This window comes from Acidisarcina polymorpha (genome assembly GCF_003330725.1).
Taxonomy (GTDB): domain Bacteria; phylum Acidobacteriota; class Terriglobia; order Terriglobales; family Acidobacteriaceae; genus Acidisarcina; species Acidisarcina polymorpha.
The window spans coordinates 5893781-5919986 of record NZ_CP030840.1 but is presented as its reverse complement, the minus strand read 5'-3'; the positions used below and the strand labels follow the sequence as shown (position 1 = coordinate 5919986).

24 protein-coding genes are annotated in these 26206 nt (G+C 56.1%); 12 read left to right on the top strand and 12 right to left on the bottom strand.

Features of this window, described 5'->3' with window-relative positions; translation table 11 throughout:
- Positions 1–16: 16 nt before the first annotated feature.
- Positions 17–880 carry a hypothetical protein gene (locus tag ACPOL_RS25255; protein ID WP_114209508.1) on the bottom strand — a complete coding sequence of 288 codons (864 nt, stop codon included), beginning with the start codon at positions 878–880 and terminating at the stop codon, positions 17–19.
- Between the two features lie 11 nt (positions 881–891).
- Positions 892–2157 (bottom strand): ferritin-like domain-containing protein, encoded by a 1266-nt coding sequence (locus ACPOL_RS25250; RefSeq protein WP_114209507.1) that lies wholly within the window; start codon positions 2155–2157, stop codon positions 892–894.
- Positions 2158–2272: 115 nt separating this feature from the next.
- Between ACPOL_RS25250 and ACPOL_RS25245 the strand changes: the two genes are divergently transcribed.
- From ACPOL_RS25245 to ACPOL_RS25230, 4 genes are all read left to right on the top strand, one after another.
- Positions 2273–4090 carry a VWA domain-containing protein gene (locus ACPOL_RS25245; protein WP_161557561.1) on the top strand — a complete coding sequence of 606 codons (1818 nt, stop codon included), beginning with the start codon at positions 2273–2275 and terminating at the stop codon, positions 4088–4090.
- Between the two features lie 12 nt (positions 4091–4102).
- A complete protein-coding gene (locus ACPOL_RS25240) occupies positions 4103–5287 on the top strand; it encodes an extracellular solute-binding protein (protein ID WP_114209505.1) in 1185 nt (394 codons plus the stop codon).
- Positions 5288–5462: 175 nt separating this feature from the next.
- Positions 5463–6209, top strand: coding sequence for a PspA/IM30 family protein (locus ACPOL_RS25235; RefSeq protein WP_114209504.1), 747 nt, complete (start codon positions 5463–5465; stop codon positions 6207–6209).
- 8 nt (positions 6210–6217) lie between these two features.
- Positions 6218–7027, top strand: coding sequence for a hypothetical protein (locus ACPOL_RS25230; protein ID WP_114209503.1), 810 nt, complete (start codon positions 6218–6220; stop codon positions 7025–7027).
- A 66-nt stretch (positions 7028–7093) separates the two neighbouring features.
- Here the strand turns inward: ACPOL_RS25230 and ACPOL_RS25225 are convergent, their stop codons facing one another.
- Both ACPOL_RS25225 and ACPOL_RS25220 read right to left on the bottom strand, forming a co-directional pair.
- A complete protein-coding gene (locus tag ACPOL_RS25225) occupies positions 7094–7633 on the bottom strand; it encodes a cupin domain-containing protein (RefSeq protein WP_114209502.1) in 540 nt (179 codons plus the stop codon).
- Positions 7634–7769: 136 nt separating this feature from the next.
- Complete coding sequence (locus ACPOL_RS25220) at positions 7770–8711, bottom strand: alpha/beta fold hydrolase (RefSeq protein ID WP_161557560.1); 942 nt, start codon at positions 8709–8711, stop codon at positions 7770–7772.
- 536 nt (positions 8712–9247) lie between these two features.
- On the opposite strand from ACPOL_RS25220, the gene ACPOL_RS25215 reads away from it, so the two are divergent.
- The 3 genes from ACPOL_RS25215 to ACPOL_RS25205 all read left to right on the top strand — a co-directional run bounded on the left by ACPOL_RS25215 (position 9248) and on the right by ACPOL_RS25205 (position 11282).
- On the top strand, positions 9248–9808 hold the full coding sequence (locus ACPOL_RS25215; RefSeq protein ID WP_414633320.1) for a DUF2062 domain-containing protein: 561 nt from the start codon (positions 9248–9250) through the stop codon (positions 9806–9808).
- A gap of 159 nt (positions 9809–9967) precedes the next feature.
- On the top strand, positions 9968–10195 hold the full coding sequence (locus tag ACPOL_RS25210; RefSeq protein ID WP_114209500.1) for a DUF3606 domain-containing protein: 228 nt from the start codon (positions 9968–9970) through the stop codon (positions 10193–10195).
- Between the two features lie 370 nt (positions 10196–10565).
- Entirely contained in the window at positions 10566–11282 is a 717-nt protein-coding gene (locus tag ACPOL_RS25205) for a hypothetical protein (protein ID WP_114209499.1), read from the top strand.
- 59 nt (positions 11283–11341) lie between these two features.
- On the opposite strand, the gene ACPOL_RS25200 is transcribed toward ACPOL_RS25205, so the two are convergent.
- From ACPOL_RS25200 to ACPOL_RS25180, 4 genes are all read right to left on the bottom strand, one after another.
- Entirely contained in the window at positions 11342–12694 is a 1353-nt protein-coding gene (locus tag ACPOL_RS25200; protein WP_114209498.1) for an NAD(P)/FAD-dependent oxidoreductase, read from the bottom strand.
- A 471-nt stretch (positions 12695–13165) separates the two neighbouring features.
- Entirely contained in the window at positions 13166–13729 is a 564-nt protein-coding gene (locus ACPOL_RS25195; protein ID WP_338026803.1) for an alpha/beta hydrolase, read from the bottom strand.
- A 534-nt stretch (positions 13730–14263) separates the two neighbouring features.
- Positions 14264–14785 (bottom strand): cupin domain-containing protein, encoded by a 522-nt coding sequence (locus tag ACPOL_RS25185; protein ID WP_114209496.1) that lies wholly within the window; start codon positions 14783–14785, stop codon positions 14264–14266.
- Positions 14786–14967: 182 nt separating this feature from the next.
- Complete coding sequence (locus ACPOL_RS25180; protein ID WP_114209495.1) at positions 14968–15594, bottom strand: NAD(P)-dependent oxidoreductase; 627 nt, start codon at positions 15592–15594, stop codon at positions 14968–14970.
- A gap of 164 nt (positions 15595–15758) precedes the next feature.
- Between ACPOL_RS25180 and ACPOL_RS25175 the strand changes: the two genes are divergently transcribed.
- Positions 15759–16439: a TetR/AcrR family transcriptional regulator gene (locus tag ACPOL_RS25175; RefSeq protein ID WP_114209494.1), complete on the top strand. Its 681-nt coding sequence runs from the start codon at positions 15759–15761 to the stop codon at positions 16437–16439.
- 196 nt (positions 16440–16635) lie between these two features.
- Here the strand turns inward: ACPOL_RS25175 and ACPOL_RS25170 are convergent, their stop codons facing one another.
- Complete coding sequence (locus ACPOL_RS25170) at positions 16636–17196, bottom strand: TetR/AcrR family transcriptional regulator (protein WP_114209493.1); 561 nt, start codon at positions 17194–17196, stop codon at positions 16636–16638.
- 152 nt (positions 17197–17348) lie between these two features.
- On the opposite strand from ACPOL_RS25170, the gene ACPOL_RS25165 reads away from it, so the two are divergent.
- Both ACPOL_RS25165 and ACPOL_RS25160 read left to right on the top strand, forming a co-directional pair.
- Complete coding sequence (locus ACPOL_RS25165) at positions 17349–17894, top strand: carboxymuconolactone decarboxylase family protein (RefSeq protein WP_114209492.1); 546 nt, start codon at positions 17349–17351, stop codon at positions 17892–17894.
- A 405-nt stretch (positions 17895–18299) separates the two neighbouring features.
- On the top strand, positions 18300–18494 hold the full coding sequence (locus tag ACPOL_RS25160) for a hypothetical protein (protein ID WP_114209491.1): 195 nt from the start codon (positions 18300–18302) through the stop codon (positions 18492–18494).
- Between the two features lie 122 nt (positions 18495–18616).
- Here the strand turns inward: ACPOL_RS25160 and ACPOL_RS25155 are convergent, their stop codons facing one another.
- Positions 18617–20323: a S41 family peptidase gene (locus tag ACPOL_RS25155; protein ID WP_161557558.1), complete on the bottom strand. Its 1707-nt coding sequence runs from the start codon at positions 20321–20323 to the stop codon at positions 18617–18619.
- A 344-nt stretch (positions 20324–20667) separates the two neighbouring features.
- On the opposite strand from ACPOL_RS25155, the gene ACPOL_RS25150 reads away from it, so the two are divergent.
- Positions 20668–21531 (top strand): hypothetical protein, encoded by an 864-nt coding sequence (locus ACPOL_RS25150; protein WP_114209489.1) that lies wholly within the window; start codon positions 20668–20670, stop codon positions 21529–21531.
- A gap of 190 nt (positions 21532–21721) precedes the next feature.
- On the opposite strand, the gene ACPOL_RS25145 is transcribed toward ACPOL_RS25150, so the two are convergent.
- Positions 21722–23119: a cytochrome P450 gene (locus ACPOL_RS25145; protein WP_236657018.1), complete on the bottom strand. Its 1398-nt coding sequence runs from the start codon at positions 23117–23119 to the stop codon at positions 21722–21724.
- 41 nt (positions 23120–23160) lie between these two features.
- Positions 23161–23832, bottom strand: coding sequence for a terpene synthase family protein (locus ACPOL_RS25140; RefSeq protein WP_414633391.1), 672 nt, complete (start codon positions 23830–23832; stop codon positions 23161–23163).
- A gap of 649 nt (positions 23833–24481) precedes the next feature.
- Between ACPOL_RS25140 and ACPOL_RS25135 the strand changes: the two genes are divergently transcribed.
- On the top strand, positions 24482–26122 hold the full coding sequence (locus ACPOL_RS25135) for a hypothetical protein (RefSeq protein ID WP_236657016.1): 1641 nt from the start codon (positions 24482–24484) through the stop codon (positions 26120–26122).
- Positions 26123–26206 lie beyond the last annotated feature (84 nt).

Genomic DNA, 26206 nt, shown 5'->3' with positions numbered 1-26206 from the left:
TCCGAGCTGCCAGGTTTCATGTCGCCATAGGATAGAAAGGCAGCGTAAGGCTACCAGAGAAATAGCCGAACATTGTGTCAACATCAAATCCACCCATCCAGAAAGTCACTGGCCAAGCCTGCGACCGCCCGATGGTGCCCTGTAGTGAATTGTCTGGATCGACTATCTGCGAGCCGCCATTGATGCTGAAGCCGTAGCTGCATTGCATCCCCATGAACTGGGTCGCGGCCAGCTTTTCTCCGATGAGAAAACGGTCGTTCTCAATAGCCATGATTCGTTTCTTCAGCGCCGCGATAGCGATGGGGTCTTTCTCGCTCTTGAGCATCCGCTCGAGATCGGCTTTCCGCTGGGCGCGGACTTCCCAGTAATTCATAAATCCGGTTTTTTCGGCCACTGCAACGGACTGAATGGCAACCTGGTTCTGCCTCCGCTGAATTAGCTGGGTGTTGAGAAAGACATCCTTATAAGTGAGCTCCGGATGGACGAGGTCGATGCAATCCTGGCGCGTTATGGTGATGCCTCCTCCGGAGATCTGGATACGAAACGGGTCGATGGGCGTCTGAAAAGGAGGATTCAGCGGAGCGATGATCATATTGCGCTGCTGAAATCTTGGATCATCGAGCAGACGTACCGAAGCATTCAGGAGCGGGTGGCTGGCCTGCGGAGTTTGGCCTATGGTGACCGAACGCACGGTCACGCCATCGGACTGCCGACGGGGGAATCGCGGAAAGACATAATCCCCTAACCGGATGATCTGATCGAGCGGAGGTTCTCCCGGAACCGAAAATGTCGGGCCGCTCACCCCGCGTGGATCGTCGGTCGGGTCAGGGTCGGTCGCGAACCTGCACTGGAACCATCCCTCGTAGCCTAGAATCATCATCGGATTCTCACCTATAAATGAAGCAACGACTGGAAGCGCATGGTTATGAGTTTCAGACTTTCCGCGATATAGCCCAGCCGCGGTGGCATCTCCGGCTGCTTGCTGAGCGCTTGACAGGTCTCGGTCAACTCCACCATCCGCTCGTAGAGCACTTGCCATGCGGCCCGGCGATGCGGCAGATAATTCACATTTCGATAGAATTCGAAATTTGGCCCAGCTCGTTCAGGGCCGCCGCCGTCGAATGCCGGAAGGCTCATCAAAACTTCGGTGATAGGCCGAATGACCATGGTCATGAAAGGAAAAAATGCAGCTGCCTGAAGCTGCGCAATCTCAACGGTCGTCTCGTCGGAGTGCGCAAAAAACCGAATCAACAGCAACAGCAAAACCTCATAGGCGCCGTTGAGCAGGTCGAGCACCCCGCGGCCATTCTGACTGGTGATCGCCGTCTGGTGCGGCGTGCCATCCGGATAGAGCACGGGATTCGGCACCACCGGGCGAGCCGGCTGAAAATCCGGATCATCTTGCTGCAATTTCTGGAATTGTTTCAGAATCCTCAGGAACGTTTCAAAATGGGAGCTCTCGCCGTGATTTCGCGCTGACTCACCCTGCTCAATGATTCGATCGAGTACGCGGTGTGCCGATTCGATGTCGGTGACAGGGACCATGAAGATGTCGTAACCACCGCCCTGGCCGCCGCGCCGCACAAAATCGGTGTTCAACTGCGTTCCAGTCACCTGGGCGGATCCGGGACCGATGATCAGTTTCACTCCCCGTTTCGTGAGTTCGGCGAAACCGTCGACAATCGCGTCGTAGAGTTCACCGACTGTCTTGTACGGGACCGGCACCGGAGAGACATCTTTAAGCACCGTCAAGTGGACCGCGAGCGGCTCGTTACAGAACGCATCCTCCGGCTCGATCGTTTCTGGGCGCTCAAAGCAGATGAACTTCTTGATAGTGGCCTCGGAAAACGCCTCGAGAGACATGGCGTGCGAGAACAGAGTGGTCCGGTAAGGAAAATTCGGATGGGCCAGATAGGGCGCGGCGCCCACAGCGGTCAAAAGGTTGCAGACCAGGCCGAGATGCTCCATCTCCTGGCGCGCCACCATGAGCAGAAAGCGCTCCCAGTCCGCGATGTAATTCATCTGCTCGTGAGTAACGCCCTCATCGGCACTCTGCTTTAAAGAGAAGGCGGCAAACAGATATTGGCACATGAGCGAATGCTCAAGGGCTGCAGCCTCAGTAAGCAAAAAGATTAGTTCATCCCGCGATTCGACCATAGTTGCAGAACTGTCCCACGAACCAGGATTGCTGCGCCAAGCCCTGGGCAACTGCGACCCGGACGCCCGCACGAATGAGCTTATACGGGAGTGGTTCAAAGCGAGAAATTATTTAATGCTGCGTGCGAGAGTTAATAACTTTCCGATCTTCCTCGTTGGTTTGCCGGTTGCCGAGCTACTCGGTTTGAACTTCGTACATGGAAATCACGTAACTCTAGTATCCTCGGGTACGACGATGCGGAACCTCGATACGCGGCTTGGGAGATTGCTGGCGGTGGCGTTGCTTCCGCTGCTGGCGTATGGCCTGCTTTCCTGCAAGAACCAGCCTTCGGCCGAAACTTCAGTAGAACGGCCTCCGTCCGCTAACGAAGTTCGACTACTCTTCGCCTATGGTTCAGAGAAGCAGAAGTGGATCGAGGACGTCACCGCCAGCTTCAATCAGAGCGGGGCCGCAACGAAAAGCGGCAAGCGGATCACGGTCAAGGCGCTTCCTAAAGGTTCCGGCGAGTGCGTCGACGACCTGATCTCCGGTCGCGAGCATGACGATCTTGTCAGCCCCGCGTCCAACATTTTCCTTAAACTTGGCAATGCCCAGTCCCGCACCGCGACCGGCAAGGACCTGATCGGCGGGACACAAAATCTGGTGTTGTCGCCGATTGTCATCGCTATGTGGAGGCCGATGGCCGAGGCCATCGGCTGGGGCAAGAAGCCGGTCGGCTGGGCCGAGATACTCGCCCTGGCGCGCAACAAGCAGGGCTGGAGCAGCTATGGTTACCCGCAATGGGGCAGCTTCAAATTCGGTCACACCCATCCGGCGTACAGCAACAGCGGCATCCTGGCGCTGATCGCCGAGAACTATGCGGCCACCGGAAAGGTCCACGGGCTGACCGTCGCCGATGTCGAAAGTCCGAAGACGCGCGAATTCGTAAACGGCATCGAAAATTCGATGGTCCACTACGGCAGCTCGACCGGGTTTTTTGGGCGCAAGCTCTTCGACAGTGGCCCAGAGTATCTTTCCGCCGCAGTGCTTTACGAGAGCATGGTGGTCGAATCCTATAGCAACGCCAAACCGCTGCCGTTCCCCATAGTCGCTATCTATCCGAAAGAAGGGAGCTTCTGGAGCGATCATCCGGTCGGGGTCGTCGAGCGCGACTGGGTGACACCGGAGCGCCGCGAGGCCGCACAGATCTACATCGATTACCTGCTAGCCGCGCCGCAACAGCAGAAGGCGCTCGCCTATGGCTTTCGCCCCGGCTCGACCGAGATTCCGGTCGGGGCGCCTATCGACGCCGACCACGGAGTCGACCCTAAGCAGCCAGTGACCACCCTCGAAGTTCCGTCTTCCGAAGTCGTCGCCGCCATCCAACATGAATGGGACGCTGTCGAGAAGAAGCCGGCCGACATCGCCCTGGTGCTCGACACCTCCGGCAGCATGAGCGAAGAATCGAAGATGCCGAATGCCAAGGCCGGCGCGAAACAGCTCGTCTCCTTGCTCAGCGACAAGGATGAATTCTCGCTGATCTCCTTCAACGACGTGCCCAGCTGGGCGACCACCGATCAGGCGTTGGCTAGCTCGCGCAGGCCCTCGCTTGAGGCTGTAGACTCGCTCTTTCCCGGCGGGGAGACCGCCCTCTACGACTCCATCGATCAGGCTTACACCCATCTGCAGCGCCGCCCCGCCGATCATATTCGCGCGATCATCGTGCTCACCGATGGCGCGGACAATAAAAGCGCCGTAACGCTCAGCGAACTGCTCAGTCGCATCCACGCCGACCCCGAAGCGCATACCATTCGCATCTACACCATCGCCTACGGCCACGACGCGAAACGTGACGTGCTGGGCGAAATCGCCAACGCCACTCAAGGCAAGGCTTATGATGGGACGCCGCAAAACGTTGTCGAAGTCTTCCGCGATATCTCGACTTTTTTCTAAACCTTCTAGATCATGGCCTCAGACCCTACATCTCGTCCCTCGCTCACCCTCGCCGGCAAAGCCGCTATCGCGCTCTTCCTTGTCGCCTGTGTTGGAGGTGCCTTCTACTGGGCGCGGCAGCGCCACGTCTTGCCTGATCGCCTCTCGGCCGGCGTCGGCGGCAAAGATGTCGAGGTCGGCATCGCTTACGGCACCGAAAAGCAGCGTTGGCTGCAATGGGCGGTCGAGCAATTCAAAACCACTTCCGAAGGCAAACATATCCACATCAACCTGATTCCCATGGGCTCGCTCGAAGGCGCCCACGCGGCGCTCAACGGAGACCAACGCATCCAGGTCTGGTCTCCAGCCAGCGCCGTCTATAAGAACACCTTCGTCGAGGACTGGCAGGCCAAGTATGGATCCGATCCCATCCTCAAAGAAGACGCGCTCGCGCTCACGCCGATGGTGTTCGTCATGTGGGAGGAGCGCTACCAGGCTTTCCAGGCGCATTACGGCACGGTCGATTTCGACACCATCAACCGCGCCCTGCATGAACCGGGTGGATGGCAGACCATCGGCCAACAACCCGGTTGGGGCCTTTTCAAGTTCGGCCACACCAATCCCGGCGACTCTAACTCCGGCATCCTCGCCCTGCTGCTCGCCGGGCACGGCTACTTCAAGAAAACCGACGATCTCAGTCTCGGCGACGTCACCAATGTCCAATTCCAAAGCTGGCTCGGCAAGCTGGAATCCGCAACCAACAGCGACTCCAATAGTACCGGCAACCTCATGCGCGAGATGGTGCTGAAAGGGCCGTCCTCTTACGACGCTCTCCTGGTCTACGAGAGCGTGGCCATTGACTACCTCAAGAATGCCGAGGGACGCTGGGGGCCGATCCACGTCATTTATCCCGAATACAACATCTGGAATGAGAACCCGTATTACATTCTGAATGCCTCGTGGAGCTCGGACGACCAGCGCAAGGGTGCCCAGGCATTCCTCGACTTTCTGCTAAGCGACTCGATTCAGAAAGAGTCGATCACCCACGGCTTCCGCCCGGCAAATCCAAACGTTCCCACGCGCACCCCGGACAGTCCGTGGACGAAATATCAACCCAATGGAGTCAAGCTCGATCTCGGCAAAATCTGCACGCCGCCTAAAGCCGAGATCGTCACCAATCTCCTCGCAAGCTGGCAACGCCGCGACGCAAGCCACTAGAGCGTTTTCACTTCTAGTCTGTACCGGTAAGGGTGGCGAAGAGTGGCTTTTTCTGGAAAAAAAAGCCACGATCAACTGGACTGCTTTGTATACACCGGAAGTGAAAATGCTTTGAGAAACAGCATCCGAGTAAGATTAGAACCGAACGCGAACCGCACCAAGGAGAACTGACTGCATGTTTCGCCGCCTGAGCAATCTCTTCTATGGATTCGTTGGCCTCTTCATCTCTGGCCTGGAGCGCCAGAACCCGGAGGCGCTGCTCGAGGTCGAGCAGGAAAATCTGCGCAAACAGATTGGTAAGTTCAACTCCGGACTCGCCGCCCATGCCGGACTTGTCGAGCGCCTCATCGCCCAGGTCCGCAAGCTGGAGACCGAAGACAACGAGCTCCACGCCAAGACCTCCGCCAACTTAAAGATGGGGAATCGCCAGGCCGCCGGCCAGTACGCGCTGCGCCTGCAGACAGTCGAGCGCGAACTGGCCGAGAACCGCAAGCAGATGGAACAGGCCGAGACCACCTATAAAGAGCTTGTGCGCGCCCGGGATGTGGCGATCTCAATCGCCCGGCAGAAGATCGAGTCGCTTAAGTCCGGACTCAGCGACCTGAAGATGAAGCGCGCCATGGCCGAGATCACGGAGATGGCGTCGGGCATGGTTACCGATCTGGGCGGCAGCGGCGAGACTCTTAACCGTCTGGAAGAAATGGTCAGCGAAGAGCGTCACAAGGCCGCCGGCCGCGTCCGTGTCGCCGTTGACAGCCTCGATCTGCGCGACGTTCACATCCGCGAAGCTGAGCAAGGAGCGCTCGCCGAACAGGCGCTCGCCGCCTTTGAGGCCAGCCAGGCGCCGGCGCAAATCTCTGCTGAGTCGCGGGAGACGCTGCCGTCGATCATCGTTCCCAACGCGCAGAAGGGTCCCTATTAACCCCATTCATGTGGCGCTATCTTAAAGCTGCGTTCCTCGTTGGAGTGGATGTCCCTGGCCTGGGTCGAATTCCCGTGAACGCGCTGGGAACGGCCGCAGTAGGAATTCTCGGTTTTGTCGAGCCGAGCATCTGGCTGGCCGGCCTTGGGATTGAAGCGGCGCTCGTCTCGTCGCTCGCCTTTCATCCCCGGTTTCAAAAGGTGGTAGACGCTCGCAGCGCCGACCGTACGTTCGATAACGGCAACGCTAAACGCGCCGAACAAAATGCGGCCTTGATTGCCGCGCTGCCTCAGGAACTTCGCGCCAGGCTCGCCGCCGTGCAGGCAACCTCGGCGCGAATCCTTTCCATCTACCAAAGCCTCGGTATCGAGCCGGAGCTACTCGGCGGCACCGAATCCAGTCTGGAAAAGCTTCAGTGGATTTACCTCAAGCTGCTCACCGCCCGGCACCATCTGACTGCGGAACTCGGTAAAGAATCAGAAGCGAACCTCGAAGCTCGCATTCAGCAGATGCAATCCGTTGCGATTAGCGCGCAAGCGGGACAATCGACCGCGCTGCAACGTTCTCAAGAGGCCACGCTCGCCATTCTGCACCGCCGTTTGGACAATTTAAAGAACCGCGATCGCATCCTCCGCGAGAATGACAGCGACCTCGCCCGCATTGAAGCCCAGATCGAACTCATGCGTGAGAACGCCGCCATCGAGGGCAAACCGGCTTCCGTAGAGACCGAGATAGAACTGGCCAGCGACTTGGCCTCACCCGATCTCTTCGGGAGTCAAACCAGCCTGGTGCGAGACCTGGACGCAAGCCGGAGGTAAAGACGGCCTCCATAGTTAGGGAAGCAGCCGGCACTATAGGATGAGGCCAGTACCCGTTTTCAGTACTTATGCTTCCCGCAGTAACTCAGTACGGTACTTCGGAGCAAGCGCTTTTGCCTTCTCCATGAATTCCTGCTGTTGCTGCTTGTCGAGCTTGGGCGGGGCGGTCGTGCGAGTGGCTACCGGGATGCCAACCTGCTGGAAGAACTCCTCTTGTCCGGCTGGAGAGCAGATGCAGAGTAGACGCACGGGCCGCGAAGAGATGTTATGGAAGCGGTGCGGCGCATTTGCAGGAATATTAATCGTGTCGCCGGCGCGGACGATGGATTTGTTGCCGCGGAACGTAGCTTCCATCTCACCCTCGAGCAGGATGAAGGTTTCCTCAAAGTCATGACGATGCGGGGGAGGGCCACCTCCCGGCGGAATGTGCATATCAACGACACAGAACCGGCCGTTGGTGTCGTTGCCCGACACCGTAATGGTGTAGGTATCACCCACCAACCCGATGTGCGGCAGTGTCTGGTCCTTGTCCGGCTGAGAGATGGTGAGCGTACGTTGCAGATCGTCGGGAGGAACCGGCGGATATTGAGACGTAGGTTCAGGCATAGTGGATCTCCTTTGCGTTGGATTGGGAAATAAGTCAGGGTTGTAAGTAAGTGTGCGGCAAAGATCCACATCTCTCACGAGGTCCTCACAACTGCAGACGCGGTGACGCCGAAGGGACTTCAATGAGAATGGCCCATCACGCGAGGATCCTCGAAACGAAATGCTGAAAGAGGTTGAAGAATTCTTCGGGCCGCTCCTCGGGAATGAAGTGGCCGCAGGACGCAATCGTCTCCGCGGTAACATTCTCGGCGACAGCTCCCACCATCTCTGCAACCTTGGCTGCCAAAGCTTTTTCGCCTCCGATGGCCAGCACAGGCGTTTTCAGCTTGTGTTTTGTCAAGGGCGTTGTTTGGGCGATGGTGACGAAGGCAGCGCGGTAAACTCCGAGCGCTCCAAGCACACCTTCTACTCCCTGGAACGTTCGCAACGTTTCCTGAAGGGCGGCCTCGGAGATCGAGTTCCGTTCGGCGGTGGCGCCGTCATAAAACCAGGTGAGAAACTCACGCTCCTTTCCCACGATCAACCGCTCCGGCACACCGGGAGCGAGCGGCAGTATCCACCACCACATGGATCCCTTTGCCATCGCCTCTGGTGTGTATACGATTGTCTTGGCGAGAAACTCTTCGAGCATCGTAGGGACTTCCATATAAACCAGCCCCGCGACCTCCTCTGGATGTTCGGCAGCCCATAGAAGGGCGGGCGGAGCTCCCATATCGTGCGCAACCAGCAAAAGCTTTCTGCCCCCGCCGAACCTGAGCTGCTGCACGAGCGCGCGAAACTCTTGAGCTAGCGCACGAGCATCGTAGCCCTCGACGCCTGCCGGCTTGTCGGAATCGCCGTAGCCTCGCATGTCGGGGACGAGCACGGAGTATCCGGCCTCCGCCAGGAGGGGCATTACCTTGTACCAGCTATACGCTGTTCCCAGGAAGCCATGCCAGAGCAATACAGGCGTTCCACCGGGGTCGCCGCCGACCCAGAAGTGCAGGCGGACGTCGCGAACTTTAGCCGTCTCACTGCGGAAACCAGTAATTTCAGGCGCGTCCATTGGCACCACTGCAGACCCTCCTCTGTGCGTCACGTAGATCACCTCGCTGCTGCCCATAGCGCGGGTACATGGTGGTCCTGCACCGTACATATGAGGGATGACGAAAGCCTCCGCTGGTTTGGCTCACATCAGGCAAAGCGGCGTTGCGGGTATGCAATGGCTATGCATGGATCAAATGTATAAGCTCCCGCCATTGCGGGTTTGCGCTCTCTTCTTTGGACAATCTCGCCTTACCCCTAAGGTCCAGGTATTTCTGGACTTTCTCGCCGTGTATGTACATGGGAACCGATCGTGATCCACGGCTGCGGCAGCCGTGGGCCAAGGAGTACTTTACTCCGATCACGCCGGACGGAGGTCCTGAATTGTAAACCCTCCGGCCAAACTCTCCCGACTTGCTGTTCGTATTCCAGCTTTGCAGGGTGGCGCACTCAGGTCGGGACGCTGCATCTCTTCTTGTTAGAAGTAAGTTACCCGATGAGGCTTCGCGATCGGCATGCCGATAGTATCGGAAGCCGCACATAGAGACATTTCGACCGGGCGCCGATCGACTTGTTAGTGCAAAAGCAATAATGTTGTATCTCGGCCTGCCGGACAGTCGCGGCCTGGCATCAAACATCAATGTGCTTGTGCCCGAGTCCCTACGCGAATGGTTCCGCTGTAGACTCTTGCGACCATTGCTCCGGCAACTGCGCGGCGGCGTTACACCGCGGCGCTTGGCGTGGAGCCTGGCGTTGGGCATCGTCGTCGGAATCAATCCGTCGGTAGGCGTCACGACGCTGGTTGTAATCCTGATTGCATGGGCCTTCGGACTCAACCAGATTGCGTCGCAGATCGGTGCGCACGTGGCGACGCCGCTTCACCTACTGCTGTTTGTGCCGTTCATTCAATTGGGCGTCTACCTTTTTCATACCCGTCGTCTGCCGCTCACCCGGCGGCAGATCGAACATCTGAGCCATCATCCGTATCGCCTGTTTCAATCCATCTGGCAATGGGAATGGCACGCGCTGATAGTATGGGGTGTAATAGCTGCCATCGCCATGCCACTGCTCGCGATCTACCTGCGACGCGCATTGGTGCTGATGATGCGCCGCCACAAAACATTACTTCGTTCTCGCCCCGCTGTGCATTAGAAGGCTTGATGAGCCGTCAATCGGAGCGTGCAGTCCTTCGCGTATAACGGACGCGATAAGGTCCGGCGGCGGCAGGCGCGACATGGCAGTGGTTTCACAAGCCAGGCATCGCCGCTGACTCTATCGTCATCGGACTAAGGAGCTAGAAAGGAATACTTAATGTCAGAGCATCACGATGCCCCGAAGGCGCACGCGCCCCACGCACTCCACGAGGAACACATCAAGGGTCCGCATGATCCGAAAGAGATAAACCCAAAGATGGCATCCGACATCGCCTACTGGTCCACGGAATTTGGCGTAACCGGTGATCAACTCCACGAAGCGATTCGCAGTCACGGTACCCATGTAGAGAAAGTACGGGCCGCTTTGCATCCTAAGACTGTCTGATTGGGCATCCGGTCTATGCCGACCCGCTATTGCGTTTTATATTCCTTCAAGGACGATGCAGCCAAAGTGTCGATCCTGGAGCGGCTCTCAGTGCGGCCCTACTCTAATAGGGGTCATCATGCCCTTCCCGGCCGGTTTGATCTTGGCAACAAGACCGGCCGGACTGCACAATCGTAAAAGCTAGAATTTTCGCTCGGGGGCTTTCGAGTATTCGATAGCCGAATTGGCTGCTAGACGCCCCTCACCCAGTATGATTCTCGTGGACTGCGCCCTATCCGCTTGACGACGCCTGTTTTAGTCGATCTATAATTTGCAAATCGATCTCCGGGTCGATGCTCACTGGCGGGAACGTGCGGACTTAGAGGATCGCATGCGGAAAGATCAAGTCAGGGTCGTCGCTTTGGCATTTGCTCTGCAAATCGTCTTCCATGACGCAGGCGGGCAGGCTGTCGCATCAGCGGGAAATGCCCTCTATCCGGCAATGGCGCCCTTCGAGCAATACCTGATATCTGACGAGAACTCCGAGATCACCATGGCTCGCAGTGCTGCACCCGGCTCTATCTCCGAGGAAGCCGAAGTGATGGTGCTGGGACACCAGGGGTACAAAACCGCGGTAAAGGGCACGAATGGCTTCCTCTGCCTAGTGGAACGATCGTGGGGACAGAGCACCGATCAGGCGGAGTTCTGGAATCCAAAGATGCGCGCCCCTCATTGCTTCAACGCACAAGCCGCGAGGAGCTTCGCGCCCATCTACCTGATGAAGACCAGACTCGTACTGGCAGGAAAATCGAAGGCTGAAATCTCGCAGGCAGTAGCCAAGGCTCTGGATACGAAGCAGCTGCCCGCGCTGGAGCCTGGCGCGATGGCCTACATGATGTCGAAGCAGCAATACTTAAACGACCGAGACTTGGTCTGGCACCCGCATGCTATGTTTTTTTTCAGCGGCGACATGGAAAAGAGCTGGGCAGCCAACAGCCCAAACTCACCCGTCATAGCGGCGAATGACTTGGAAGAACGTGTGACGATTCTGTTCGTCCTGGCGGATAAGTGGTCGGACGGCACGGCGGCTCCGGCGAAGACGCCCTAACCCTCAGCTTGCGATTTTCAGATTAGATCCTCGTAGAGTTCACCAACGCCGCCAGTCCCCTAATCAACTCCGCTGCCCCGCGCTTTCCCAGCCGTCCAGTCGATCTTCAACTCCTCCGGCCGATCGATCAGTGCATCGCCGCGGGCGCCCCCGATAAACGTCCAGGCCCAAGCAACAAAAGCTTCAATCCTTGCTTGGAACGAAGTAAGCAGCACCGCATGCACCGCCAGCCAAGCCATAAATCCGATCAAGCCCCGGAAGGCTATTTTGCCGCCTCCTACCTCAGCCACCGCCGAGTTCTGCCCGATCATAGCCATGATGCCCTTATCCAGATAGCGAAATGCCTCTCGCGGCCTTCCTGCAACGTCATGCAGAATATTCTTCGCGCACCAGTTCCCCGACTGTTGCGCCACGGACGCGAGCTGCGGGAGCGGTTTACCATCCTTGCCGAGTATATTGGCGAAGTCTCCGAGCGCATAAACTCCATCAAGGCCAGGTACGGTAAGATCGGGTGCAACATCAAGACGGCCTCCCTTCCCCGGCATTATCCCCAACTTGCCGGAAAGGTCGACCGCCTTCAGCCCGCCCGCCCAGATCACCGTGTGGGTCAAGATCTTCGTGCCGTCCGAAAGCACGACATATCCGTCTCCAACTTCCTTGACTCGCGTCTTCAGGTGCAGCTGGACCCTGCGCTTCTCGAGCATCCTGCCCGCGTACGCCTGGTTCTTTGGAGAGAATGCCTTTAACACTGCATCGCCCCCATCCACCAGAAAGATCTTTGCTATCCGCCCATCGCCGCCTAGATTTTTGTAGCTGCGCCTTCCAGGATCCAGCTTCAGGGCTGTCAGCAGCATGTCTCCAAACGCACCAGCCATCTCCGTGCCGGTCGCGCCTCCGCCTACAATCACAAAATTCAGCGCCCCCTTGTCGATCAGCGCAGGGTCCCGGTCGGCCGACTCAAGCATCGCTAATATCCGCGAGCGCAATTGCTGCGCGTCGCGCAAAGAATAGAGCGGATAGCTATGCTCCTCCGCTCCGGGCGTACCAAAAAAATTTGCCTGCGCGCCCGCGGCCAGCACGAGACAGTCTCCCTGATAGTGCTGACCCTCTGCGGTCTCCACTGTACGCGTATGCGGATCGATCGAGGTCACCTCCGTCATCCTTACTTCGACATTGGGGTAGTTGTGTAAGACGCCGCGCAGATTGAAGGCGATGTTGCCCGAAGCGAGGATTGCCGTTGCCACCTGGTAGAGCAGTGGCTGGAACTGCTGATAGTTGTTCTTGTCGAGCAGCGTCACTCGGACGCCTGGCTTCGAACCTAAGTGGCGGGCACAGTTCAACCCCGCAAATCCGCCGCCGACAATTACGACATGCTTTCCGCTGCCGGCGTTTTGCCCTGATAAGCTGCTCATATTTATAGGACCTCACAAATTAATACAAACTTTAGAATCACGTCCCTGCCCTTTTTCACGCTCAGTATTACAAATGAGACGCAAACCACGTCCAGAAGGGGCCATTCTCAAGTAAATTTTGAGGTGCGGAAGCCGTCGCATCGAGCGGTATCCGCCGAAATCATCATCTTGGCTTGTTCGCAGAAGCTGCTATCGAAGCTCTTTCCCCCACAACTTAACACAAGCTAAGGTTGCTATCACCCCAGGGTGGAGGCGATTTTGGTGGAGGCGATTTTCGAGCACATGGCTTCTTGGTCTCAAAGCTCGTGGCCGTCCAAATTTTCCTTGGGCGGGATGGCGATCCGGCGACTACACCTCAGAGTGGAGATTCGACGCCACACGAAAATTCGCGAGCCGCTTGTCGAAAGACAGACCGCCAACCGACGGTCTGTCCAGGTAAGAGGTCTTGTAACACCGCTAGGTCATTGGATCTTACTGAACGGCCTTTGTAGCCTTGCGGATCACCTCAATGACGATATCCGGCTGAGAAAGCATAGGCACGTGACTGCTTTCCACCTCGATCACAGTCGCTCCCATGCGTTTTGAGAGAAACCGTTGGAGATCGGGATGAACAGTATGGTCTTTCGGGCACAGAATGTACCAACTTGGCTTAGACTTCCAGGGGGTGCTTTGGATAGGGGCCTGCGTAAAGAGGTCGGCATGGGGCGGGAAGTGTGTCGCCCAGACTAGCTTCTGCTCTTGCTCGGAAAGGTCTCCGCAGAAAAACTCAGTCCCATTCGGAAGCATCCCGGCGTAACTGTCCTTGACTTCCACGCGAGAAAAGACATCCGAGGGATACTTGTTGAGGTGGTCCTGTACCGTCTCACCTACATCCGGAGCAACCGCTCCAATGTAGACGAGGCCAGCCACGCGATCATCGACTCCCGCAGCCGTAATGGTAGCGCCGCCGTAGGAGTGTCCGACGAGGAGCGCGGGACTGCCGACGCGGTTGAGAGTACGCTCGATCATAGCCACGTCGTCTTCGAACGACTCCAGGCTGTATTGAACTGCGATGACCTCGTGGCCATCCGCCTGCAGTGCTATCTGGCGGTATGTCGCTCGTGGTGTCCACGGGGGCTTATACGCTTCTACCTAGCTATGTGCAGAGCGCGCTAATCCCTTCGGTAGTTGCAAGACCGTTGCACGGTGAAGTCCCAACCATCGATCTGGTGATGGGATACAGCAAGTCGAATACATCTCCGTTGATCAAGAAGTTTCTGCTTCGTGCGGACGAACTCGCATCCGGTCGATCTCGGGATGAAGACACACGCCGCATGTCGAAGGGTCAAAAGCAGAATATTGGAGGGCCGCGAGCGGCACAGCGCTCATCAAGATGATTAGGCCCGGACTCGACGTTTCGTCAGTGAATCATCTCTGAAGAAAGCGCGTTTAGCGGTCCGTACGCTCTTGTTAACAGCTCCGGCCAGCGCGTTTTCTACGAGACGATACGGTACCGGCGCTGCCGCAGCGGTGTCCTTGGATCGCGGTGCGTCTCTCGAGCTTGAAGGTGAACTCAAGAGACGCACCATACTAAGCTTGATCGGCAACGAGAAACGTTTGGTTCTTTTCCATAGACTTTGTCAACTTCTCAAAGTCGGCCTGAGTAAGTTGAGCAGGTAAGAAGTCCGTCCTGCCATCCGGATGCACCGCATCCTTCATCATTCGCTCATGGTGATACGTTGACACACTCAGCACCCGGCACGGACGCTCGCTCTTATTGAAGAACGAGTGAGGCGCGTTGGGCTGCACCAGTAGGCTCTCTCCGACTTCATACACGTCCCACTCGGCAGCGCCCTGATTGTTCCAGTGTCCAATTGACAGTTTGCCTTCCAGAACATAGAAAAACTCCGCAAAGGGGTGCTTATGCAGGGGGATTCCCATGCCCGGCACGACCGCGGTCTCAAAAATCGAGAACGTGTAGCCCGTGTTTTCCCCCAGCGCCCTCCACAGCAACTGCATAGGTCCGATATCTAGCGTCGGGCCGCCTGTTTTATGGTTCTTAATAACGTTGTGATGAATGACTTCTTCAAGCGGTGTGGGGAACTTCGACATAGCAAAATCCTTTCGTGAACGAAGTTGGTGCTCTGACGTGAATACCAGAGCTTGTGAGTTGCGCAGCTAGCACTCTGCTAGTACTGTGGGGCACAGTTATCCGTCGCATGAATCGTTGCAGGCCTTACAGGGCCGATTGGATCGTATCGATGAGAGAACGGTTGATCCTCGCCCAGGTCTTGCTATGTGGTCGTAACCGTTACTGCCTGACGCACATACCGGCCGCTTTCCAGCTCTTTCACCATGAATGCCGCCAGATCGGCACGCGCAATCTTGTGCGCCTTCTCGCCGCCCTCCGTACTCAGCACCCTGGCGATGCCGGTCTTTTCACCGTCGGTTAACATCGGTGGCCGCACGAGCGTCCAGTCGAGGTTGCTGCTTTCGATCTCGGCCTCCATGCCCGCCTTGTCTACCAACAGACCGCGAAGAAACGTCCGCATGAGTACGTGCTCGTTGAAGAAGCCGGCATTCTTGACGCTCTCGCCCGCACCCACCACTGAAATCTTCAGCAGGCGACGCACGCCATTGCGCCGCATCGCGTCCACAATATTGTGTGCGGCGTTCGTTTCCATCGTCGTCACTTTCCAAGGCGTCTTGCCGCCTAACGCGTCGATCACCGCATCCTGTCCGGCTACGGCAACGTCGACCGCATCCGCGTCCAGCACGTCGCCCGCGACAACTCTGACGTTCACCTTCTTGTACAGCGCGGCAGTACGCACGAAAACCGTCACCTTATGCCCGGCCGCCAGCGCCTCATTTACGAGCGCTGCACCGCTCTTGCCCGCTGCTCCAATCACCAAAACTTTCATCGTATCCTCCTCCTGCCTCGCATTTGGCCGCCCATCCAGTGAGCGATCTGCCTATTAGAGAACTTGCGTAACCAATGGTTGCTAAATAATCGTTGGTTTTTATAATAATGGTTGTAAATTAACAAGCGGCCGCAAACATCGCCAAAAGCGGCTAAGCTGTTTGAATGTCATCCACATCACCAAGTCGCCGGGTAGAGCGCAAGGAGAGGTTGCGGGCCGAAATCCTTGCAGCCGCTAGCAAAATGTTCGCCGATCGCGGCTATGAAGCCGTGACGCTTCGCGAAATCGCTAAAGAGATCGGCTACACCCACGCGGTGATCTATCAGCATTTCCCCGACAAATGGCACATTCTTGCCGAGTTGAGCAGCGCGACGATCGGATTGATGGTTCAGAACTTCGACATGATTGCCGCTAAACATCTTTCACCGAAAGAGCGTCTTTTTGCGACTTCACGTGGCTTGATTCAGTTCTGCACCGCCCATCCACAGCTGTTCCGCAACGTCTTCTTCGGGCCCGAGAACCGCAACGGCATCCGCGCTGGACAACACATCAACGACCTTGGCGCGCCGTTATTTGGGCGTTTCGTAAAGCTCTTTTTCGATGTTGCCAAGGAGGAAGGATTGCCAAATAGGGATGACATAGTGGTAGCCCACACTTGGTGGTTTGCGATCTTTGGGCTTGCCACCCTCATGGTCATCCAAGGGGTTGTGCCCGACTTGCCGGACCAGGCCCTCGTGGTCGAGCAAACGATCGCAACCCTTTGGGCTGGCGTTCAGGCTGTTCCACGCCTGCCAAAGAGTGCAGTCTTGAAAAGATCCGGACGATCCCTTGCTTCAAAGCAATAACAGCTTCTACCTACCTAGGATTCGTTTGGAGGGTATGCCCATGGAGTTACGGCATTTTCTGCTGAATGTGCAGATCGCAGGGAGAATTCTCGCTTTACGCCCAAATACGAATTCACTCGTTGAAGAACAGATCAGTCCGACAAAGCCGACTGTGTCGTCAGTGAATGATCTTTGAAGAAAGCTAGTTTAAGGTTCCTTACGCTCCTGTTAACAGATCCGGCAGAGATTTGAGCACCCGTTCGAAGCCTGTAGTATCTCCAAGCACCCTGGCGACAACCAAGGAGCCTTCGATCCGAATGATGGCCTCCTCCGCTTTTGAACGAGCGGCCGCTATCCCAAACCCACTCTCTTTAGCAATCAGCGCAAAAGCGCTTACCCAGGCTTGCATCGCTCCCCGAAGAGCGAGTTGCAGTTCTTCTGAGCCCCCGGGGATCGAGAGTACATCCATCAAGCAGGCCTTAGAACCTCCTGAGTAGAACTCCTTCAACCTTTCAGCGACGAAGGACACGCGTTTCCGCACAGGGCTAGTGCTGGTGAGCGGTTCAAAGACATTCGCCTGAAACCAGGCGACAGCATTTCGGGCGATGGCCATTGCAATCTCGTCCTTGCCATCAGGATAGCGGTAGTAAAGGCTCGCCTTTTCCAGTCCAGTAGCATCCGCAAGTCGCTTCAGGCTTACTCCCTCGAACCCGTAGGTCCGGAACAAATCCAGCGCGATTGCCAGTAAATCCTCGTCACTGATGGTGCGGTGCGCCATGGATTGACCTCACCTCCAATATATGCCGATCAGTCGGTAAAGATTCTTTTAAAAGTAGCAAACTTTTCGAATCTTAACCGAACGTTCGGTAATCTTATTGTGGGATTAGAACCCTGGCCCTCAATGGCCGACTAAACTCAAGGAGAAAGAATATGTCTCGTCTGCACGCTGTTGATCCTTCCACCGCTACTGGAAAAACCAAAGAACTACTCGACGCCGTGAAGGGCAAGCTTGGCCTTGTCCCGAATATGACGCGGGTCATGGCCACTTCCCCTGCCGTGCTGGAATCGTACCTTGCTTTCAGCGGAGCACTTGGCCGCGGCCTCCTTGACGCAAAGATCAGAGAGCAACTCGCTCTGGTGACAGCGCAGGAGAACCACTGCGACTACTGCCTTTCCGCGCACACCGCAATCGGCAAGATGGTCGGCCTCGATCAACAGCAGATCGTTGCCAGCCGCGGGGGCAACGGCAGCAACCCGAAGACGACGGCGGCACTCACCTTTGCAAAACGGGTTCTGGAAACCAAGGGGCAGGTCACCGATGCCGACCTTGGGGAGGTCAGCAACGCAGGGTTCTCAGAAGGTGAGATTGCAGAGATCATCGCGCATGTTGCTCTCAACGTTTTCACCAACTACTTCAACGTGGCGACCGAAGTAGAGATCGACTTCCCCCAGATCTCTTATGCGGAGATTGCCTAGAACCGGATCGTTACTGGAGCAACAGACTATCGTTGCTCCGGGCGTTACCCGGGCCAGGTGTGATGTCGGGCCGGGTGTCATTTTAGTACATCCTCGAACGCTGGCTGAACCTGGCGGAGGATAGGCTGAGGTTACGAGCCTGTTACGGAACTCACCGAGCGCGATTCTGCGAGATCCGGTTGCTGACTAGAGACCGACGTGGGGATGTGGTCTGTTGGAACGTTCACCTTCCCCAGGCGTATGGTCATAGCCCTGTCATTGCGAGTCAGATAAGTTGATTCGAATGAGGTGCAATCACGATCCCGGGGAACGACCAAAAAGACGATGATACTGCGATTGAACTGAGAAGCATTCTGATAACCAATACGCGGCGCTACGGTCTCCTGATCCGCGGCTTCGTCAGCGATGGGGAGCAGGTTTCACGCCCTGGTCAGCATCGACACAGTGCGCGAGCGGTTCCAGCTTCAGCGTTATCTCGACAGCATGGAGAAGATGGATGACGAGCAGACGCCGGAGTTCGACCGCTCCACTGTGCAGGCAGCGCTGGATAAGCTGAAGAATAATCCCGAGCCAGAGACCGGTTTCATGGTTATGGGTTGACACACAGCATGCCTACAACCTGCAGACCGCAGTCGGAGGCACCTCAAGAAAGGGAAATTTATGTACGCTAAGCTCCGAGGCAAGCAGCGGAGGGCTTTAGGTAGAGACGTTTTGAGACCCTGTTAGGGCTTTGTCTGAAGCGAATGGATGGCTGTTTCGAGAACGGAATCGCGACCAGCGATAATGTCAGAGCGTGTCGAATGAGCCGGGATATCAGGCTGGATACCAACACCAACAAACTCGCGGTCGTCGGCAAAACTGTCGTGTTTGGTACAGACGCGAGCGCCGCCGCCGCCGGGTAGTTTGAACATAAGAGGCTGGCCGGTGCTACCACCGGTGGGTTCACCGATGGTCTTGCCTCGATGTGCCTGAGCGAAGACGACGACCATGTCTTCCCCGGCAGAGTAGGTCCGGGGACTGATGAGCAGAACGGTAGGACCAGAAAAGTGGCGCGCAGGATCTGGCTCTACAGTACCGACGGGAAAACGTAAGGGAGTCTCGGCGTTTCCCCAGGCACGATAGGTGGCAATCCACCGGGTGGATCGCGACAACTCGCCCAGCGCGGTCTTGTCTATGAGGGTGGCCATGATATGGGCTCCCACCGCGTCGCTGCCGCCGCCATTTTTGCGCAAATCAAGAATAAGCGAGTCGGCTTTGCTGATCTGGGGCCAGTGTTTGTCCCACTCTTTCGCGGCAGTATTATCGTCAAAGCCGTTTAATGCTACGTAGGCGATATTGCCGGGAAGGAACTTTAGGTCGAAAAGGGGACTGTGTTGCGAAGCACTCTTCATAACTTCGAAGACGTGTGTGCTCTGTTTTCCCGAAGTCGTTTCGACACCGAGGGTGAAGGTAGTCCCGATCGGCGCGAGAAAGGGCACGTACTCGTAGGTGCGGGTGTTGCGATCTTGAGAACTCGAGGCGCTCACAAAGGGTGCCACGTTGCGCTCAGCCCAGCTAGTGGCCGGTTCAGAGTTGATCGTGATGATCTCGTCGCCGGCATGAAGACCCTGCAGGTTTGCGGAAGGATCGCGAGAACCAATGACGAGCAGGTGGCCATCTACCAGCCGAGTGCGGAGTGGTAAGCGGCTGAGCTTACCTTCGATCAATTCAGGTGAGTACACATTGGAATGGCCATCCTGAAGCAGAGCGTAGAAGCTCTGAAGAACGCGATAGTAGTCTTCCGTCGAGCGAGTAGCCAGAACCTTTGGAATGAAGTCGCGGTAGGTCTGGTCCCAATTAAGCTGCGGAACGTGCCAGAAGTTGGCAAAACCGAACTTGGCTTGGGCCCAAAGCTCGGCGAGCCCCGCGAGCTTATCCACATCAGCGATATTGGTTGCGTTTGGGGTAGCGAACGCGGCATCACCCCAACGTGCATCTTGCTGCGCGGTGAAGTTGGTCATCCGCTCAAGCAGCGGCTGCCACCGTGGGTCGGTGTGGAGTGAGACGAGGTCCTTATCGGCTTCGGTATCTTTGCGGTCAGTGTAGCCATCTTCGACAGCATGATCGAGGGAGTCGAAAGCAGACGCTCGGTCCCCTGCGAGAGCTTGCGAGCACGCGAGGTTGTACTCGACGCCTGCACGATCATTATCTTGAACGAGCGGAAGAGCGCGAATGTAAAAGCCTGCACTTTCCCTGAAATGTTTTGCCTCGTACGCGGCCTCAGCTTGTTTCATCAGGTTGGCCGTCGCAGAAGTGGCTTCCTGGCCAAGGGTGGGCAAAGTAAAGAGACAAACCAAGGCGAGCGAACAAGTGCGCAACATAGCGATGAAGGTTCCTTTCAGACGGTGGGTTTGAGAATAGTGCGGTATAGCGTGGAGCTTAGCGTACATAAACTTCCCTTTCTTGAGGTGCCCCCGACTGCGGTCTGCAGGTTGTAGGCAGGCTATGTGTCGATCCATAACCATGAAACCGGCCTCTGGCTCGGGATTATTCTTCAGGATACGATCGCATCCGCGAATGGGTCGCGGCCTTGCTCACCGGCATCGACCAGCGCCGCCCCGACCTTTGCGCAAAGCCGAACCTTCTCGTTGATGGCTTTGCCCTGTTCTGCGAACGCACGGGGATATTTTCTGCCAGCGTAAAAGAGGCAGCCGAGCTCGCTCGGGATTAGGACTTCGATGCGCTCTCACTTGTCGGAGAACACTACCGTCAGCTCAGGCGCTACGGTCCTGCGTTGATCGAGACTCTTCAACTCCGGCCTGCTCCGGTTGCCCGCGAGTTGATCGAAGCGATTGAATTGCTACGGGAAATGAAGTGGGGCGGGTTGAGGAAAGTGCCCCAGAACGCACCTTTGGGCTTCCTTCGGAGGCGGCGGGAAGCCTATGTGCTCGGTCCTGAAGCCATAGACCGGCGCTTTTATGAACTCTGTGTCATGGCTGAGTTGAAGAATTCCTCGCGCTCCGGCGATGTATTGCTAGCTGGTTCTCGCCAGTTTCGCGACTTCGAGGACTACCTGATGCCGCACCCGGAGTTAGATCGCAGGCTTACGCAAGGCCAGCTACATGTCGCTGTCCCTACGATAGGGGCGGCATATATCGAGCAGCGAATGTCTCTGCTCCGGAGTGCTCTCGACCACACCGATGCTCTCGCCCGCGAGGATCAATTGCGCAACGCGGAGTTGAACAGTGCGGGACCCAAGATCAGTCCGCTTGAGAACGGCGTTCCGAAGGAAGGCGAAGCTCTTCGGGATGCCCTCAGCAGTATGCTGTCGCACGTCAAGATCACCGACCAGCTGATGGAGGTAGACCGCTGGACCGGCTTCTCGCGGCACTTTATACATCTCAAGACGAACGAGGCGGTAAAAGATCCATCGCTGCTGTCTGATTTACAAGGACTTAAGGATCTGTCGAATCCTCGGCCGTACCCTCATATCCTCGCTAGACTCCCCACGAAGTCTACACAGTTTTCAAGCTGCAGCATTCGAGGCCGGTTGGCCCAGTCATGCGACGAGGCCCTTGGACAGATCGATTGGAAGGGCGGGCAAGATGAAGCCGCAGAGCGTTCCCGTTGGACGGACGGATCAAGAAAGGCCTATTAGGGCGTGCCATCGTCGATCTGGAGAGCACGTCTAATACGCATGTCTACGTGACCTCACCTGCAGCCCCACGCAAAGGACGAGCGGCGCTTTGTCAACAAGGTGTTCGACGCCTTCACGATCCATGCTTTGTTCACACCACTCCACAGCTAACCGCGCACAAAACAACAGAGCCGCTTCATCTGCCGCAGAGTTAATCTGCCTTTAGATCATGGTTTACCTGCCCTCGCCGAGTCGCTCTCATAGGAAGCCCATCAGATGGATGCAGCGCAATACGTAATTGGAGGTTGGGAGGGCGGATTGCCGTAGAGCTGAAACGCAACGTTCGAACCAGTGTTCCCACGGCGATCAACATTTCTGTCATGGCAAAACTCATACCGATACAGATACGTTGCCCGGCGCCGAATGGTAGATATGCGTACCGATGACGACCTGCGGCGCGGCTGGGTGAGAAGTTGTCGGGATTGAAGTGGTCGGGATAATCCCATAGCTTTCGGTGACGGTGAATTACATAGGGAGATATCATCACGGTTGTATTCTTATCGAGTCTGTTTCCTCCAATAGTCACTGGTTCGACAACTCGCCTAGCCATCGCCGCAATAGGCGGGTACAGGCGAAGAGATTCAGAAACAACCTGTCTAAGGTACACAAGACGATTAAGATGGCATGGCTTAATTGGTTCTCCTCTGGTCACTTCGTCAAGCTCAGCAAGAATAAGATTTTCTGTCTCCGGATGAAGACTGACAAGGTAGATAGTCCACGCCATTGCCACACCGGTCGTTTCATATCCAGCTGCAACAAACGTTAGAAGATTGTGCAATACGTCCTTCTCGCCGAAGGCTCCACATTCCGCTTGTTTCTCTGCAGAAAGCAGTAGGTCGAGCAGATCGTCTGGACATCTACCCGTCTCCAGACCTCTGGCTTTGCGCTCATCGATTATGCGTTTCATCTCGATATGGAGGAAATCGCGGGCGCGCAGTTGGCTTTTCTTCCCAGGCCTAAGGATCCACTTCGGAAGCCCCAAAGTACTATAGAGTGCGGCTTTCGGCACCTCTTTCAGATAATTCGATATCGCGCCGATTACCCTCTCTGAGTTCAGCATGGCCTGATCGGAGAGCATCGTCTTCGCAATCGATGTGAGAGACAAATGCATCATTTCGGCCAGAAGAGAGATAGGTTTGTGTTCACTTGAAGCAATCAACCGTTCGGCTGCTTCGACACTGGCATCCAACATCCCCTGGCTGAATTTGTCTATCTGCTCGGGACGGAAGAGAGGAGCACAAAACGAACGCTGGAATCTCCAGCGCGGCCCGTCGGACGCCACGATCGAGTTGCCTACAAGGGGGCGTATGGTATCAAGAAATTCCTTCGAGCGTCCGAAAGCATTGACGGAGCTGACTAAAGCTTCTTGCACGAGTTCAGGGGCCGACAGAAAAATTAATCCCCCAGCCGGCCCAGGAAGATGAAATAGATCTTCTTCATATACTTCGCGCGGCCACACTTCAATCGGATTGCGCGCTGACAGCCGCAGCAATGCAAAGAGACCTGGGGTTTTAGCTGGAGGAACAACTCTTGGTAGAGCCTCGTCCATCACGATTGATTCAGACGTGCCGTCGAAGGGGCATCTCACAGTCACACCTCCACAGAACTGAACCGAGGATTGTCGCAAGCCCAGGCGCAATATCCATAGATCCAAATCTTATATTGGTCGATTATTTCAGTGACAAGATTCTGCTCTTTCGAAGTGATCCGTGCTTCCTTCATTTGCTTCAATAACAATTGTTCCTGCTCCTCGACTCGCAAAACGTATGACTGAAAAATGAGTCCGCTCTCGAATAGAGCGTAGCCCCTGTTATAGCTCCGCTCCTGATATAAAACCTGAACCAGGTTCATGCGATAGCCAACGCGAAGATCTCTCTCATACCCAAGAATGTCATTGGCAAGCGATATAACTAAGACCATGGCTTCCCGAAAGTTCAGGTAGGCGGGTAAAGCAAGTACCTGCGCAGGGAGCTCTGCATCGATGACGACTTCAATAAAGTCTAAGCATATTTCGGCGCCACCTCCGCTTACTCGGTGCGGTAGATAAGCGTTAAGCGATGGAAGCGTTCCGCTGCCTGTTCCAAACGCTTCAGCTTCGACGAGATACATCTGAATGTATTCAGCGACGTGACGACGGAAACGTGTTTGCCACGACGGGGACCGTCCAGCGCAGCTCCGCTCGAAGAGACTAAGAACCGCTCTATCGATTGGTCGCAAATCATCAGATTTAATACCATAGAGTGCATTTGTCAGCCGTGTAATTACTGCCCGGGCGAGACCAGGTTGCTGTCATAGCTGTCCCTCATCGAAGGGATCATCGAAGAGATGTGTCCAGCATAGCCATAAAGCATGAAGTTTCAGATGTGAAACATCAGCAAAAGGCAACGTATATGCAGCGAAGCGCTCGAATCTCGCGCGCATTAGGGAATTGTGGATATCAGGACTTAGTCCTAGTTGGCTAGTATGAATCCAGTTATCAATTTCAAGTTTTGCTTCTTTGGAGTTGGGGTTGAACGGCATTGTGGTCGTGTCAAGTGGTCTGCTGAAGAACTGAATTGGCGATAGCATCGTTTTCGTTAGTCAAGCGTGTTTGTCGAGTGTTCGTATTGCGCAGCCTGCTTCATGGAGCGACTCGTCCATACCGACCGATTTCGAGAACTCCGCAGCAGCTTTGAGAGCTGCAGCCTGCGCCAATTGTCGTTTTCCTTTGCGCGTGCTCGGGGCATCTCAGGTCAAGAAGATGAACTAACAACCTGTATCCTTAAACTTCTAAGGTCTCGATTTATTCCGCCATAATGATAGATATTAGGGACGAGTGCTGAGGAATTGTTCTCGCGCGGCGGCGCCTCGTCATTGAGTGGAGTATTTGTTCGATGAACTTTATACTCATCGCATGACCTTAAAACGACTTATGATGCACTTTTGCATTGCTGGAATCGCTTCTGTTTCGGTAGCACAGCAGCACCACCATAATGGCGGTGAGGGCGTTCCGCCAGAAGCTCTCGTAAAACTCGGCACGGTGCACTTCCCTATCTCATGCAGTGCTTCTGTTCAGGTCCCATTTGAACGTGGCGTCGCTATGCTTCACTCCTTCTGGTACGAAGAAGCTCGCAAGCAATTTGCTTCCGTAGCCCACGCCGATCCCTCATGCGCCATGGCGCAGTGGGGTCTCGCCATGACCGAATGGCGCCCCTTCTGGGACGGCATGCCGGATGACAGGCGCAAGGCAGGGATCGCGGAGATCGACAATGCAGCGGCGCTTCACCCCAAGACCGACCGCGAGCTCCGCTACATCGCCGCACTACGCGGTTACCTGCACTCCGACCCTGGACAAAACATCGCGGCGGTCAGCACATATGCAGATGTGATGGGCGATCTGCACAGGGCCTATCCCAGCGATGTTGAAGCCTTAGCGTTTTACGGTCTCGGTCTCTCCGCAGCCGCATCTCTAGACCCGAAAGATCCTATCGCAGCCGATCGAAAGGCCTTGGCCGTACTCATGCCTGGCTTTGAGGCTCACCCCGACCACCCCGGCTTTGCGCACTACATTATCCATACCTGCGACAACCCTCAGCTTGCCCGAGAAGCCCTGCCCGCAGCTGAGAAGTACGCAGCCATTGCACCTGCCTCGGCCCATGCCCTTCACATGCCCGGCCACATTTTCGCACGGCTAGGTATGTGGCAGGAAGATATCGCGGCCAATCTCGACTCGGTCAACGCTTCGGAACTGGCGGCCAAAGAGCACCTCGACGGAGTCGCCCATGAGATGCACGCGTATGAGTTCCTGCTTTATGCCTATCTGCAGGACGGCGATGATGCGCGTGCACGAAAGATCTACGAAGATACCAATCCGCTGATTCAACATCTTGCAGTGATCCCCGGCATCCAGAACGATGGGATGTACATGTACACCTCGTACATGCAGGTGGAATTCCCTTCCATTTATCATCTGGAGCGCCACGAGTGGAAAGACATTATTGCAATTGCTGAACCACCCCATCCCCTTGTCTCGTCGCGTTATTTTCTTCTTTGGGCACAAGCGATTGCCGCCGGCCACTTACGGGATCCCGGCGCAGCCGATCGGGCTGTGGCGAGCGCGCAATCGATCTATAAGGCCGTCGAAGCTGAGGGATCGCCGATTTCAGCAGAGATCCATGCAACGTTTTTGACTATGCAGGCATGGCAGAATTATGCGCATCACCGCGATGCCGAAGCTCTTGCGCAACTCTCCGCTTCTGCTGATGAACAAGATCGGGTAGGACAGGCTGAAGTTGATATACCAGCGCGTGAAATGTACGCAGACATGTTGCGTGCAGAGGGGCACCTTGCAAAGGCGCTGGCTGAGTACAAGACGGATTTGAAGCTGAGTCCTAACCGTTTCAACGGACTCGCAGGTGCGGCCGAAGCCGCAGCAGACGCTGGCCAAAGGGACGAGGCTCGCCGCCTCTACGGCCAACTCCTACAAGTCACCAATGGTGGACGGACGTCACAGCGCCCGGAAATCACTCGCGCAAGTGCGTATTTGCATCAGCCGAAGAACTCGGCAGGCTAGCCTCACGCATTGTTGTGCCTATGTGTCCATCCAAGAAGCCGATAGCATATCGTTGCATAAACGAACGTTTGTGCAACGATCACA